11 protein-coding genes are annotated in these 13,746 nt (G+C 70.8%); 6 read left to right on the top strand and 5 right to left on the bottom strand.

Annotation, left to right across the window (positions count from 1 at the left end; all coding sequences use genetic code 11):
* Nucleotides 1-194: 194 nt before the first annotated feature.
* Nucleotides 195-962: a DNA-formamidopyrimidine glycosylase family protein gene (locus AB3X07_RS16960; RefSeq protein WP_369939850.1), complete on the top strand. Its 768-nt coding sequence runs from the start codon at nucleotides 195-197 to the stop codon at nucleotides 960-962.
* A gap of 116 nt (nucleotides 963-1,078) precedes the next feature.
* Here AB3X07_RS16960 and AB3X07_RS16955 read toward each other — a convergent pair whose 3' ends face one another.
* Genes AB3X07_RS16955 through lexA form a run of 4 tightly spaced genes read right to left on the bottom strand, consistent with a single transcriptional unit; the run spans nucleotide 1,079 to nucleotide 6,978 of the window.
* Nucleotides 1,079-4,291: an error-prone DNA polymerase gene (locus AB3X07_RS16955; protein ID WP_369939849.1), complete on the bottom strand. Its 3,213-nt coding sequence runs from the start codon at nucleotides 4,289-4,291 to the stop codon at nucleotides 1,079-1,081.
* Nucleotides 4,288-5,739, bottom strand: a complete 1,452-nt coding sequence (locus AB3X07_RS16950; RefSeq protein ID WP_369939848.1) for a Y-family DNA polymerase — start codon at nucleotides 5,737-5,739, stop codon at nucleotides 4,288-4,290. The genes AB3X07_RS16955 and AB3X07_RS16950 overlap by 4 nt, the downstream gene beginning before the upstream one ends.
* A 10-nt stretch (nucleotides 5,740-5,749) precedes the next feature.
* Nucleotides 5,750-6,370 (bottom strand): translesion DNA synthesis-associated protein ImuA, encoded by a 621-nt coding sequence (imuA, locus tag AB3X07_RS16945; RefSeq protein WP_369939847.1) that lies wholly within the window; start codon nucleotides 6,368-6,370, stop codon nucleotides 5,750-5,752.
* The gene (gene lexA / locus AB3X07_RS16940; RefSeq protein WP_369939846.1) at nucleotides 6,370-6,978 is read right to left on the bottom strand and encodes a transcriptional repressor LexA; all 609 of its coding nucleotides are present in this window, start codon (nucleotides 6,976-6,978) and stop codon (nucleotides 6,370-6,372) included. Before lexA ends, imuA begins: the two co-directional genes overlap by 1 nt.
* A 168-nt stretch (nucleotides 6,979-7,146) precedes the next feature.
* On the opposite strand from lexA, the gene AB3X07_RS16935 reads away from it, so the two are divergent.
* From AB3X07_RS16935 to AB3X07_RS16925, 3 genes are all read left to right on the top strand, one after another.
* Nucleotides 7,147-7,542 carry a BlaI/MecI/CopY family transcriptional regulator gene (locus tag AB3X07_RS16935; protein WP_369944795.1) on the top strand — a complete coding sequence of 132 codons (396 nt, stop codon included), beginning with the start codon at nucleotides 7,147-7,149 and terminating at the stop codon, nucleotides 7,540-7,542.
* Nucleotides 7,539-9,089 (top strand): M56 family metallopeptidase, encoded by a 1,551-nt coding sequence (locus AB3X07_RS16930; protein WP_369939845.1) that lies wholly within the window; start codon nucleotides 7,539-7,541, stop codon nucleotides 9,087-9,089. The genes AB3X07_RS16935 and AB3X07_RS16930 overlap by 4 nt, the downstream gene beginning before the upstream one ends.
* 73 nt (nucleotides 9,090-9,162) lie before the next feature.
* Nucleotides 9,163-10,770 carry a serine hydrolase domain-containing protein gene (locus AB3X07_RS16925; RefSeq protein WP_369939844.1) on the top strand — a complete coding sequence of 536 codons (1,608 nt, stop codon included), beginning with the start codon at nucleotides 9,163-9,165 and terminating at the stop codon, nucleotides 10,768-10,770.
* A gap of 86 nt (nucleotides 10,771-10,856) precedes the next feature.
* On the opposite strand, the gene AB3X07_RS16920 is transcribed toward AB3X07_RS16925, so the two are convergent.
* Complete coding sequence (locus tag AB3X07_RS16920; RefSeq protein ID WP_369939843.1) at nucleotides 10,857-12,092, bottom strand: citrate/2-methylcitrate synthase; 1,236 nt, start codon at nucleotides 12,090-12,092, stop codon at nucleotides 10,857-10,859.
* Nucleotides 12,093-12,208: 116 nt separating this feature from the next.
* Here AB3X07_RS16920 and prpB point away from each other — a divergent pair, with 116 nt between their 5' ends.
* Both prpB and AB3X07_RS16910 read left to right on the top strand, forming a co-directional pair.
* Nucleotides 12,209-13,096 (top strand): methylisocitrate lyase, encoded by an 888-nt coding sequence (gene prpB, locus AB3X07_RS16915; protein ID WP_369939842.1) that lies wholly within the window; start codon nucleotides 12,209-12,211, stop codon nucleotides 13,094-13,096.
* 31 nt (nucleotides 13,097-13,127) lie between these two features.
* Complete coding sequence (locus AB3X07_RS16910; RefSeq protein ID WP_369939841.1) at nucleotides 13,128-13,733, top strand: DUF1003 domain-containing protein; 606 nt, start codon at nucleotides 13,128-13,130, stop codon at nucleotides 13,731-13,733.
* Nucleotides 13,734-13,746: the final 13 nt, after the last annotated feature.

Here is a 13,746-nt window from a genome sequence, read left to right as displayed (position 1 = left end):
ACTCCGCGGCGTGGCTGTCATCAGCATGTTCGGTCCCGGTCGCTGCAGACCGAGTACGCGACTGAACTAGAGCGAGCGGCCTCGGCCCGTTGGCATCGATCATCCGGTTCCAACCCATACCCAGCGCCGCCTGAGCAGCACTGGCTCCCCCTTCGGCTCACGACCTGCTCACGCCGGCCCTTGATACTGCATCCATGCCCGAAGGTCCTTCGATCGTCATCCTGAAAGAAGAGGCGGCCGCGTTCGCGGGCCGCAAGGTGCTGCGGGTGTCCGGCAACAGCAAGCAGGAGCTGGCGCGGATGCGCAACCGCAAGATCCTGTCGCTGCGCAGTTGGGGCAAGCACTTCCTGATCGAGTTCGACGGGTTCAGCGTGCGCATCCATTTCCTGCTGTTCGGTAGCTATCGGATCAATGCGCGCAAGGACGCGTCGCCGCGGTTGAGTCTGGGCTTTTCCAAGGGCGAGGAGCTGAATTTCTATGCGTGTTCGATCAAGTTCATCGAGGGCGCGCTGGACGACGCCTACGACTGGACGGCGGACGTGATGAATCCCGACTGGGATGCGGCGCAGGCGCGGCGCAAGTTGCGGCTGCGGCCGCACACGTTGGCCGCCGATGCGTTGCTGGACCAGGATGTGTTCGCCGGGGTCGGCAACATCATCAAGAACGAGGTCCTGCACCGCATTCGCGTGCACCCGGAGAGCGAAATCGGGGCGTTGCCGCCGCGCAAGCTGGGCGAACTGGTGACGCAGGCGCGCGAGTACAGCTTCGATTTCTACAACTGGAAGAAAGCCTTCGTGCTGAAGAAGCACTACCAGGTGCATACCAAGACCACCTGTCCGCGCGACGGGCATCTGCTGACCTATCGCAAGCACCTGGGCAAGGCGCAGCGGCGCGCGTTCTTCTGCGAGCATTGCCAGCGGCGATATGCGCTGGCGGATGCGCAGACCGAAATGTTCGAGTAGTCCCGCCGCCGTCGGTAAGGTGCAGAGAACGCTGGCGCCCAGGCGCCAAGGCACGCGTGGTGCGTTTCGTTACCGGTTTGATCTTGGCGCCGCCGCGGCGATGACGCCTGTCGTCTTCAATGAAAGTCCCGGCTGCGGATATCCAGGCCGAGCAACATGGGCGTCAGGTCTTCGAGATGGGTGGCGATCAGGTGGCGCACCTTGCCTTCGGTCTCGACGCGGCCGCGTACCAGTAGCAATCTGGATTCGATCAGCGCCTGGCGTTGGCGGTCGGCCAGGCGCCGCCACACCACCACGTTGACCAGGCCGTGTTCGTCCTCGAGGGTGACGAAGGTGACGCCGCTGGCGGTCTGCGGGCGTTGGCGCATGGTGACCAGGCCGGCCACCGCGACCGCGCTGGCGTGCGGCAGGTTGCGCAGGTCGGCGGAGTGGCGGTAGCGGCGCGCGGCCAGTTGCCGGCGCAGCAGCGCCATCGGGTGCTTGCCCAGGGTGGTGCCGAGCGTCGCGTAGTCGGCGCGGATGTCTTCGCCCTGGCTGGGGAGCGGCAACGCCACCTGCTGTTCCGGCGTGGCCGCGAGCGCCTCGAACAGCGGTCGCTGCGCCTCGACCCCGGCCACCGCCCAGCGTGCGCGGTGGCGGTGCCCGGCCAGTGCTTTCAGCGCGCCGGCGTCGGCGAGGCTGGCGCGGGCCTTGTCGTCGAGCGCGGCGCGGTGGCACAGGTCGGCGAGGTCGTGGAACGGCGCCTGCGCGCGCGCCTGCTGCAGGCGCAGCGCGGCGTCCTCGGCCAGGCCGCGGACCAGGCGCAGGCCGAGGCGGATCGCCGGCTGCACCTGCGGGTCGGGGCTGTGCGCCTCCAGAGTGCAGTCCCAGTCGCTGTAGCGCACGTCCACCGGCCGCACCTGCAGGCCGTGGCGGCGCGCGTCCTGCAACAATTGGTCGGGGCTGTAGAACCCCATCGGCCAACTGTTGATCAGGGCGCAGGTGAAGGCGGCCGGCTCGTGGCACTTGAGCCAGCAACTGGCGTAGGTGAGCAGGGCGAAGCTGGCGGCGTGGCTTTCGGGAAAGCCGTAGCTGCCGAAGCCCTTGATCTGCTCGAAGATGCGCGCGGCGAATTCGGCGGTGTAGTTCCTCTCCAGCATGCCCTTCAGTAATTTGTCGCGATGCGGTTCCAGCCCGCCGTGGCGCTTCCAGGCGGCCATCGAGCGACGCAGTTGGTCGGCTTCGTCGGGCGTATAGCCAGCGGCGACCACTGCGAGCTGCATCACCTGTTCCTGAAACAAGGGCACGCCGAGCGTTCGTTCGAAGACCTTGAACAGTTCCGGAGGCAGATCGTCCATGTCTTCTTCGTCGTTGCGACGGCGCAGGTAGGGATGCACCATGCCGCCCTGGATCGGCCCAGGGCGCACGATCGCCACCTGGATCACCAGGTCGTAGAACTCTTTCGGGCGCAGCCGGGGCAGCATCGCCATCTGCGCGCGCGATTCGATCTGGAACACACCGATGGTGTCGGCGCGCTGGATCATCCGATACGTCTGCTCGTCTTCGGCGGGAATGCTGGCAAGGTCCAGGTCGCGGCCGCGGTGCGCACGCAGCAGGTCCAGGGTGCGGCGCAGCGCGCTGAGCATGCCCAGCGCGAGCACGTCGACCTTCATCAGCCCGACCAGTTCCAGGTCGTCCTTGTCCCACTGGATCACCGTGCGCTCGGCCATGGTCGCGTTCTCCACCGGCACCAGGGTGTGCAGCGCATGCTCGGAGATGACGAAGCCGCCGGGGTGCTGCGACAGGTGCCGCGGGAAGCCGATCAATTGCCCGGTGAGCACCAGCAGCCGGCGCATCAGCGGCGTGTCAGGATCGAAGCCGCGTTCGCGCAGCAGCTCCTGCGCCGATTCCACCGGATCGCGCTGGCCCAGCGCGGAGGACAGCGCATCGACGGTGTCGCTGGGCAGGCCCAGCGCGCGCGCCACGTCGCGTACCGCGCTGCGCGTGTGGTAGCTGATCGCCACCGCCGCCAGCGCGGCGCGCTCGCGGCCGTAGTGGCTGAAGATGTACTGGATCACTTCCTCGCGGCGGTCGTGCTCGAAATCGATGTCGATGTCCGGCCGCTCCTTGCGCTTCTCGGAGATGAAGCGCTCGAACAGCATGCCGATGCGGTCCGGATCGATCGCGGTGATGCCCAGCGCGTAGCACACCGCCGAGTTGGCCGCCGAGCCGCGGCCCTGGCACAGGATGTCCTTTGAGCGCGCGAAGCGCACCAGGTCGTAGACGGTGAGGAAGTAGGACTCGTACTTCAGTCGCTCGATCACGCCGAGTTCGTGTTCGATCAGGCGCCGCGCCTTGTCCGGCACGCCATGCGGCCAGCGCTCGGCCGCGCCGCGTTCGGTGAGGAGGCGCAGCCATTGCGTGGGTGTGTGCCCGGGCGGCACCAGTTCGTGGGGGTACTCGTACTGCAGTTGGCCGAGGTTGAATTCGCATCGCTGCGCGATGCGTACAGTCTCGGCCAGCAACGCGGCCGGGTACAACGACGCCAGTGTCGCGCGCGGGCGCAGGTGGCGTTCGCCGTTGGGATAAAGGTGGGGGCCGGCTTCGTGCAGCGGCAGGCGTTGTCGGATCGCGGTCAGTGTGTCCTGCAGCGCGCGACGGCCGCGCGCGTGCATGTGCACGTCGCCGCTGGCCACCGCGGGCAGTTGCAGCGCATGTGCCAACTGCAGGCGCGCCTGCAGCCGCGCGGCATCGTCGGGACCGCGCAGCAATTCCACCGCCAGCCAGAGCCGTTGCGGGAAGCGCGCCTGCAGCCAGGTGCCGTCCGCTGCGTCGTCGCTGTCACCGCGTGGCAGCCACAGGCACAGCAGGCCCGAGCCGTCGTCCACGCTGGCAAGATCCTCGCGCAGCGCACGATAGGTGCCTTTGTCGGCGCGGCGCCGGGCCAGGGTGATCAGCCGGCACAGCCGCTGGTAGCCGTGCAGGGTCTCGGCCAGCAGCACCAGCTTGGGCCCGTGCTCGAACTGGATCTCGCTGCCGACGATCAGGTGCAGGCCCATGTCACGGGCCGCCTGCCAGGCGCGCACGATGCCGGCCAGGCTGCATTCGTCGGTGATCGCCAGGGCGCGGTAGCCGTGGCGCAGCGCGCGTTCGCACAGTTCCCAGGGGTGCGAGGCGCCGCGCTGGAAACTGAAGTTGGACAGGCAATGCAGTTCGGCGTAGTCGGGCAGTGCGGGGTCGGCTGGCGCACGCGGCGCGCTGGCGACGGGTGCGCTGGCTTGCGCAGGTGTTGGCGTCGGCAGCAGCCGCAGGCGCGGCGGCATGCGCGGGTGCGGCGGGGTGTGGCTCATGCGAACCAGCCGTGCAGCATCAGCGCGTCCGGTGCGTCGGCCGCGGCGAAGGCCCAGGCGCGCTGGCCCTGGCGGGTGCGCACGATGTAGTAGTCGCGGCGCACGTCGCCATCGTCCCACCAGCCGCTCTCGATGCGTTCCGGGCCGGCCAGGCGTTCGGGCGCGCGCTCGCGCAGCGGGATCGGCTGTGCCAGCAGCCAGCCGGGCCGCGGCGCGGCGGTGGTGGATGGCGTGTGCGGGTGGCCCGCCTTGTTCGCCTTGCCGGAGGGCGCCGTCGCGGCGGATTCGGCGCGCCACGCCCGTTCGGGGCGATGGTCGGCGCGCGCGCGCAGGCCGTGCACGGCCGCGTCGCCCAGGCGCGCGCGCAGGCGTTCGCGCAACTGTTCCCAGGGCAGCGCCTGCTGCGCGCGGTCGTCGAACAGTTCGCGCGCGGCGGGCACGAACGGCGGCAGTTCGTCGGCGCGCAGGCGCATGGCCTGCACCGGCGCCGGCACGCTGGCGTGCTGCAGGCGTTCGCGCGCCAGTTCGAACAGCATCGCCGCCTCGCGCTCGGCGGCGAGCAGGCCGACCGGCACCACGCTGTCGTCCAGGCCTTCGTGTTCCAGGTGCAGTTGGAAGCGCTGCACGCCGCCGTCGCGCCCGGCCAGGAACGCGGCCAGGTCCTGGGTCAGGCGGCGCAGCGGGAACAGCAGCGCCTGGCTGGATTCCACCGGATAGCCCAGTTCCAGGCGCGCATCGAAGCGGTCCGGCGGCAGGTAGTACTGCAGCGGCAGCGGCGCCTGTCCGCGCAAGGCGTCCAGATGCTGCAGCAGCGCCGGCGGGTAGCGCCGCGCCAGTGCCGTGCGCGGTAGCGCGAACACCTGCTGCAGCCGGCGCAGGCCCATCCGCGCGAACGCCTCGGCCAGGGCCGGCTGCAGTCCGGCACGGGCGAGCGGCAACTGGCCCAGTGCGCGCTGCAGCGTGGCGTTGTCGAGCAGGGCGATGCCGTCGTGCGCATTGGCCAGCACGCGTGCGGCCAGCGGATGCGGCGCGACCACGATGCGGTGGCGGAAGCCCAGCGCGGTCAGTTCCTCGCGCAGGCGCGCCTCGAAGCGCGGCCACGGCCCGAACAGGCCCAGGCTGGCCTCGATCTCCAGCAGCAGCGCGCCGGGGTAGTCGGTGCTGACCAGCGAACTGAACCGGTACGCCCAGGCCGCCAGGAACTGCTGGCTGCGGCGGCTTTCCTCGGCATCGTGCAGCGCGGTGGCGAAGCGGTCGCACAGCGCCTGCGCGGTGGCCAGCGACTGCCCGGGCTGCAGGCCGCGCGCGCGCGCGGCGGCGTTGACCGCCTTCAGCGTGCGCCGCTGTGGCGGGCCGGCGAGCAGGGCCAGCGGTTCGTCCGGCGTCGGCCAGCGCCGCAGGACGGTGTCGAGCGCCAGGTGCGGCAGCAGGATGCAGGCCCAGCGCATGCGGGCGGGCTCAAGCCGAGGCCAGCGCGGACAGCGCGATCGGCCGTGCCGGCGGCATGCCGCCGCGGCACTTGAGCACGCGCAGTTGCGCCGGCGCGGCATCGATGGCGATGCGCAGCGCGGCCGGCGAGGGATTGGCCGCGGCCTTCAGCGGCCGGTAGGCGAACCCCAGCGCGCGCCCGCTCTCGGCCGCCACCTGCAGCCGGCGCAGGGTCTTGTCGTTGGCCAGCGCCGGCCAGCACAGCACCGCCGCGCAACTGCCCGAGCGCAGGCATTGCTCGGCGGCCCAGGCCGCCTGCGCGCCGGCGCGCACGATCTGCACCTGCGGCAGTGCCACGCCGGCCTGCGCCCAGGCGTCGGGGTAGGGCAGATAGGGTGGGTCGACCAGCACGATGCGGCCGCCGCCGCGCGACAGCCGCGCCAGCGTCGGCCACAGCAGTTGCAGTTCGCCGATGCCGTCGGCGGCATGCAGCAGTTCGGTCAGCGCCATCTCCGGCCAGCCGCGCGCCGGCAGCACCGCGTCCAGCGCGGCGTGCCCGGTGGGCTGCGCGCTGGGCGGCAGCGCGGTCGGCTGGCCGCGCCAGACCCGGCGTTCGGCGAGCAGGCGGTCGAGGGCGACGACGGCGGCCATCAGTCCTGCCGGATCAGGCCGCAGTACTGCCCTTCGATGGCGAAGTCCTGTCCCGGCTGCACCACGATCGGCGCATAGGCCGGATTGCGCGGCAGCAGCAGGAGGCGGCCGCCATCGTGCCGGTAGCGCTTGATGGTGATCTCCCCGTCCAGGCGCGCCACCACGATCTGGCCGTTGCGGGCGTCGCTGCCACGGCGCACCGCGACCAGGTCGCCGTCGAGGATGCCGTCGTCGATCATCGAGTCGCCCTGCACGCGCAGCAGGTAGTCCGGCCGCAGCGCGAACAGGCCGCGGTCCAGGCGCAGGTGCTGGTCCAGGCCGATGTCGGCGCCGATCGGCGCACCGGCGGCGACCCGGCCCAGTACCGGCAACTGCAGCAGCCCGCCGCGCGCGGGCGCCTGCGCCGGCCGCAGGCTGCGCGCCTGCTGCGGGACATGCGCGAGCAGGCCTGCCTCGACCAGCGCCTGCACGTGCTTGCGCGCGGCATTGCGCGAGGCGAAACCGAAGCGTTCGGCGATCTCGGCCAGGCTCGGCGGCCGCCCATCCTGCTCGGTGCAGTCGTGGACGTAGGCGAGGATGGCGGCGCGCTGTGGGGACAGGGGAGGCATGGTGTACATTTGTACACCTTCGCGGCGGTTTTGGCGATGCGCATGATGGGCCGGGTGGGATGGGCTGTTGGGGCGCCCGGCGCGACGCAGCGGGAATACTAATTTTTTAGTTGACAGCGCATCGCGATGCGCTCTAGGCTCGCTTCAACTAATTTCTTAGTCGTGCACATGGCCCGCCCGGCGTCTTCCTCACCGACCAATGCCGAGCGGCAGATCCTGGAAGTCCTGTGGGACCGCAAGGAAGCCTCGGTGCGCGACGTCGCCGATCAATTGGCGCAGCAACGGCCGGTGGCCTACACCACGGTGCTGACCCTGCTCAAGGTGCTGGAGAAGAAGGGGCTTGTCAGCTACCGCACCGAGGGCCGCGCCTTCATCTATCGCGCCACCCTCAGCCGCGCCAAGGCGCGCCGACAGGCGCTGGAGCAGTTGCTGAAGCAGTTCTTCAACGGTTCCCCCGACGTGCTGGCGCAACACCTGATCGACGAGCATGCGCTCGGCGACGACGAGATCGCGGCGTTGCGTCGTCGTGTGGATGCGGCCGCCGACAAGGACGCACAGCCATGACCACGGCACTCGACGCACTGTTGCATCTGGCGCTGCAGCATGTATGGCAGAGCACGTTGCTGCTGGCACTGGCCTTGGGCATCGCACGCCTGCGGCCGCTGAGCGCGACGCTGCGTGCCGGTTTCGTGGGGTGCCTGTTCCTGGCGGCGGTGGTGGCGCCATTACTGGCGTTGTCGCCGGCGGTCGATCTGCCGTTGCGGCCGACCGCAGCGGTGCCGCAGGCGGCGTCGCCTTCGCCTGTTCCGACACCGCAGGCGCTGCAGGTTGCCGCCGAACCTGCACCGGCGATCGCCGTATCGTCCCGTGCCGATGTCGTGCAATGGCTCGCGCTGCTGTGGCTGCTGGGCACGGTGTGGTCGTTGTGTGGGCTCGGCTTGGCATACCGGCAAGCGCGACGCCTGCGCGCCGACGCCGTGCCGTGCGCGGCGTTCGATGCGGCGATCGCCGCCGCGCGGATGCGGGTGGAGGTGCGCGTGTCGGACACCGTGTCCAGCCCGATGCTGGTCGGCCTGCGGCGTCCATGCGTGCTGCTGCCGCGCGGCATGGCGCAATCGCTGCCCGAGCCGCTGTTGCTGGGCATCCTGCATCACGAACTGGCGCATGTGCGCCGCCGCGATCTCTGGGCGGCGTTGCTGCAGCGGCTGTGCCTGGCGCTGTACTGGTGGAGTCCGGCGTTGCGCATGCTGGGCGCGCAACTGGACCTGGCGCGCGAACTGGCCTGCGACGCCGCCGCGGCACGACAGATGGGCAGCGGCCACCGCTATGCCGATGCATTGGTGGCTGCGTTGGAAGCGCGGGCGGCGCCAGGCGGCAGTCCAGTGCTGGGCACCGCCATGCTGGGGACGCGGCATGGCGTGCGGCGGCGCATCGATCAGTTGCTGCGGCCGGGGGCGACAGGTGGTCGATGGACGCCGCGCCTGCTGGCGCTGGGTTGCGTGGCGATCTCGCTTGGCGCCGGTGTGGCGGTCGTGGTGGCCACGCCGCGGTTGCCGGTTATCGGTCAGCCGCTGGCGGTGGAGCGGGCCGATCCGATGGTCGCTGCCCTGTTACAGGCGGCGGCGAGCGGCAGGCAGGACGAAGTGCGACGCCTGGTCGCCGCGGGCGCCGACGTCAATGCCGCAGGCGCCGACCTGGAGAGTTCCGGTACCGCGCTGATCGAGGCCGCGCGTGCCGGCGATTTGGCGATGGTGGAGACGCTGCTTGAGCTTGGCGCCGATCCCGATCGGGCGCTGTTGCGCGACGGCAATCCGCTGATCGTGGCGGCGATGCAAGGCCACCTGGCGGTGGTCGAGCGCCTGCTGGACGCGGGCGCCGACGTCAATCGCATCGTGCAGTACGACGAAACGCCGCTGATCAATGCCGCGCGCGCGGGTCATCTGCCGGTGGTGCGCACGCTGCTGGCACGCGGTGCCGACATCAATCTCGGCGTATGGGCCGATCAGCATCGCTGGCGTTCGCCGCTCAACCAGGCGCGGGGCGTCGAAGTAGTGCGCTATCTGCAGCAGCACGGCGCGGTGACTGGGCCGACGGCCGCCGTGCCGCGCTGATCGCTGCAACCTCGGTACACAACGGCTGGTGGCAGCGCGCCGCGGCCTTCCCGACGACAAAAGGAGCATTGGCATGCAGAGCCTGGCACAGGCGCAACGCTGTCTGATTTCCGGCGCGGCGCGTCTCGGACGTGCGCCGTTGCTGGCCTGCGCCGTGGCGTGCGCGGCGATTCCCGTGGCGCGCGCTGCCGATGCCGATGCCGATGCCGACGCGATGGCGGTGGGGCGACGCGTGCAGGCGTCGCTGGCGGCGGATCTGCGGCCAAGTGTGCTCGACCCCGGGCAGGCGCTGCCGCACTGGTCGCTGCGCGAGCGCATGCGGCATTACGGCGTCCCCGGCGTGGCGATCGCGGTGCTCAAGGACGGGCGGGTCGTCTATGCCGGCGGTTACGGCGTGCGTGCCAGCGAAGGCAACGACGCGGTCGATGCGGACACGCTGTTCTCGGTCGGCTCGGTCAGCAAGGTGGTGACCGCGGCGACCACGCTGCGCCTGGTGGCGCAGCGGCAACTGGATCTGGACCGGGATGTCGACGGCTACCTGCGCGGCTGGCAGATCCCGGCCGGCGACCATCCGGGCGCGATCACCCTGCGCATGCTGCTGTCGCATACCTCCGGCCTCAATGTGCACGGGTTCGACGACTATGCGCCCGGGGCCGCGTTGCCGACGCTATTGCAGACCTTGCAAGGCGTCGCGCCGGCGCAGAACGCGGCGCTGCGCCGCGTCGATGCGCCGGCAACGCGCATGCGCTATTCGGGCGGTGGGGTGATGGTGGAGCAGAAGGTCATCGAGGATCGCACCGGGCGCCCGCTGGAGCAGGTGGCACGCAGCGAGATCTTCGCGCCGCTGGGCATGGATCGCAGCAGCTTTCTCGATCCGTCGGCACGCGGCATGGCCAATGTGGCCATGGCGCACGATGCTGGCGGTCGCCCGGTGGCACGCCCGCGCGGCTGGCAGAGTTTTCCGGAGCAGGCGGCGTCGGGCCTGTGGACCAGCGCCAACGATCTGGCCCGCTTCGTCGCCGCGCTGGTCGCCAGCTATCGACAGCCGGGCGGCCTGCTGCCGCAACCGCTGGCGGTGGAGATGATGAGCGAGGTGCAGCCGAGCATCCATGGCCTGGGGCCGCGGCTGGGCGGCACGGGGGAAATGCGCTATTTCCACCATGGCGGCGCCAACGACAGCTACCGCGCCTGGGTCGAGGGCCACCTGGTCAGTGGCGATGGCGTGGTGATCCTGAGCAACGGCGCGCGCGGCAGCGAATTGAATGCGGAGATCCGCAATGCGGTCTGGGATGCGCTCGATCCGCGCTTCGCGCCGCCGGTCGCCAGCATTGCCCTGGATCCGACCCAGGGCGCGGCGGCGCGCTATCCGGGACGCTACCGGCGCGAACCGCTGGCCGAGGATCTGCGCGGGAACCTGGCGGCCTTCGACGGGCAGGTGTTGACCATCTCGGTATCCGATGGCCACCTGCAACTCAGCGATGGCGAGGACACCGTCCTGGCATTGCGCGCGCTTACGCCCAGCCGTTTCATCGCCACGCCGCCGCCGGATGCGATCGAATGCCAGTTCCTGCGCAATGCGCATGGCGAGGTCTATGCCCTGGTGCTGGAGCGCGACGACGCGCGTCTGTATTTCCGGCGCGAGCCCGCCGCGGACCCGGCTTCGGTCCCACTGAAGAAGTAGGGCGCGCCTGTGCTGCTCTCGCGCATCGCGCGATCGGCGTCAGCGCATGCTGCCAGTGACGTCTCTTGCCAGGCAGGCGACCGCGCTCAGTCCGGCGAACCGGCGGGCATCGCGCCGGTGTAGCGCGCCCGCGGCCGGATCAGCTTGCCCAGAGCCTGTTGCTCCAGCGCATGCGCCAGCCAGCCGGCCTGGCGGGCGGCGGCGAACAGCACCAGGGCGTGCGCCGCCGGCAGGTCGTGGACGAAACAGAGCGCGGCGAGCAGGCAGTCGATGTTCGGGCGCTGGCCGCTGCAGTCCTGGGCGGCGGCGATCACCGCTTCCACGTGCTGCATGCGCGCGCTGCCGGCGCTGCGTTCGCGCAGCAGGCGCAGCACTTCGGCCGCGCGCGGATCGCCGTCCGGGTACAGGGCGTGGTGGAAGCCGGGCAGGTCGTCGCCGCGCTGCCAGCGTTCGGCGATCAGCGCGGCGGCGCGGGGCGCGTCCTGGGTGTCGCGCAGCAGGGCGTGGGCACGCGCGGTGGCGCCGCCGTGGCGCGGGCCGGACAGGGCGGCCAGGCCGGCGCTGACGGTGGCGTGCAGCGGCGCGCCGGTGGAGGCGACCACGCGGGCGGCGAAGGCGGAGACGTTGAGTTCGTGGTCGGCGCACAGCAGCAGCGCGGCGCGCACCAGTTCGGCGAAGCCGGCATCGCCGGGGCGCCAGTGGTCGGCGATCAGGCGATGCAGCGGGCGCGTGTCCGGCGCGGTGCCGACCAGCAGCGCGGCGTTCTGCCGCAGCAGGGTGGCGGCGCTTTCGCGGCGCACGCCGGGCGCGGCGTTGAGCGACTGGCGCAGGTCCAGGGCCAGCAGCGGGATGCAGGCCATGGCGCGTTCCAGCGGCGGCAGCGTGGCATGCCCGGCCAGTGGCGCCACCACTGCCGGCCATGGCGCGACGGGCGCGCTGGCGAACGGATCTTCGCCTTCCGGGCAGTCCCACAACAGCCGGGCGACGTCCTCCAGGCTGGCGCCCGCACGCACCATGGCCACCGCCGAACGTCCGCGGTAGTAGGGGCCGTCGGGGCGGATCAGCGAGATCCGCGTCTCCAGCACCGGCAGGCCGCGGTCCAGGCTCTGCGCGGCGCCCCGCGCGGCGCCGCGGCCGGCGCGCTTGCGCTGCGCCAGCCGCTCCACTTCGGCGCGCAGGTAGGCGCGGCTGCGATGGTCGGCGCCGGCGCGCGAGTGGAGCAGGCCGCGGCTGACGTAGGCGTACAGGGTGGCGCTGCTGATGCCGAGCAGGGCGCAGGCCTGCGCGGCGGAGATCAGGTTGCGGTCGGGACTGTCGGACATGAAGGGCCGATAGGTTGATTCATTGAATCAAGATTGATCCGTGTCGGCGAGAGTGCCAGATTGGCGCCCATCGCGGAATGCCCGGCGGGGCGCCGCCTCTTCGTCAGGAGTCGTCCATGTCCCTCGTTTCCCCCGGCGCCCGGTTCCGCGCCGCCCTGGCCGCCGAGTCGCCGTTGCAGGTGATCGGCGCGATCAACGCCAACCATGCGCTGCTGGCGCAGCGCGCCGGCTACCAGGCCATTTACCTGTCCGGCGGCGGCGTCGCCGCCGGCTCGCTGGGCCTGCCGGACCTGGGCATCAACACCCTGGACGACGTGTTGATCGACGTGCGCCGCATCACCGACGTGTGCCCGCTGCCGCTGCTGGTGGACATCGATACCGGCTTCGGGCCGAGCGCCTTCAACATCGAGCGCACCATCAAGGCGCTGATCAAGGCCGGCGCGGCCGCCTGCCACATCGAGGACCAGGTCGGCGCCAAGCGTTGCGGCCACCGCCCCGGCAAGGAGATCGTCAGCCAGGACGAGATGGTGGACCGGGTCAAGGCCGCGGCCGATGCCAAGACCGATGCCGACTTCTTCCTGATCGCGCGCACCGACGCGATCCAGGTGGACGGCGTGGACGCGGCGATCGAGCGCGCCATCGCCTGCGTCGAAGCCGGCGCCGACGGCATCTTCGCCGAGGCCGCCTACGACCTGGACACCTACCGCCGCTTCGTCGACGCGGTGAAGGTGCCGGTGCTGGCCAACATCACCGAGTTCGGCAAGACCCCGCTGTTCACCCGCGGCGAACTGGCCGCGGCCGGCGTGGCGATCCAACTGTTCCCGCTGTCGGCGTTCCGCGCCGCCAACAAGGCCGCCGAGGCGGTGTACACGGCGATCCGCCGCGACGGCCACCAACAGCACGTGGTGGACACCATGCAGACCCGCGAGGAGCTGTACGAGCGCATCGGCTACCACGCCTTCGAGCAGCGCCTGGATGCGCTGTTCGCCGGCAAGGGCGCATGATCCACGCCGGTTCCCCTGTCCGAGCATGCCCATGAACACTTCCGCCGGCGCCGCATCGCCGCCACGCGGTCGCATCGACCGCCGCCAGACCGCGCGGCAATTGCTGCAGACCGAACTGGACAAGCTGCCCGACGCCGAGCGCGAGGTGGTGGAGCGCTTCATCGCCAAGCGCCATGTGGCGCGCGACATCGTCAAGCAGGCCGATCACGACCGCACGCTCGGCGAGCGCATCGCCGACCGCGTCGCCGAGATCGGCGGCAGCTGGAGTTTCATCAGCGGCTTCGCGCTGGTGTTGCTGGGATGGATCGTGCTCAACAGCGTGCTCCTGCACGGCGGCTTCGATCCGTATCCCTACATCCTGCTCAACCTGTGCCTGTCGTGCCTGGCCGCGATCCAGGCGCCGGTGATCATGATGAGCCAGAACCGCCAGGCCGCGGTGGACCGGCTGCGCGCGCAGAACGACTACGAAGTGAACATCAAGTCCGAACTGGAGATCCTGCAGGTGCACGAGAAGCTCAACCAGCTGCGCGAGCAGGACTGGGCGACGCTCATCGAGCAGCAGAACCGCCAGATCGCCATGTTGCAGCAACTGCTCGAGCGCGCCGGCGGCCTGCCGCCGGACGCGCCCGCGTATTGACCCGTTGCGTCTA

Source organism: Xanthomonas sp. DAR 35659 (assembly GCF_041242975.1).
Taxonomy (GTDB): domain Bacteria; phylum Pseudomonadota; class Gammaproteobacteria; order Xanthomonadales; family Xanthomonadaceae; genus Xanthomonas_A; species Xanthomonas_A medicagonis.
Note: the sequence above shows the minus strand (reverse complement) of the source record. Positions and strands in the feature narration are given on the sequence as shown.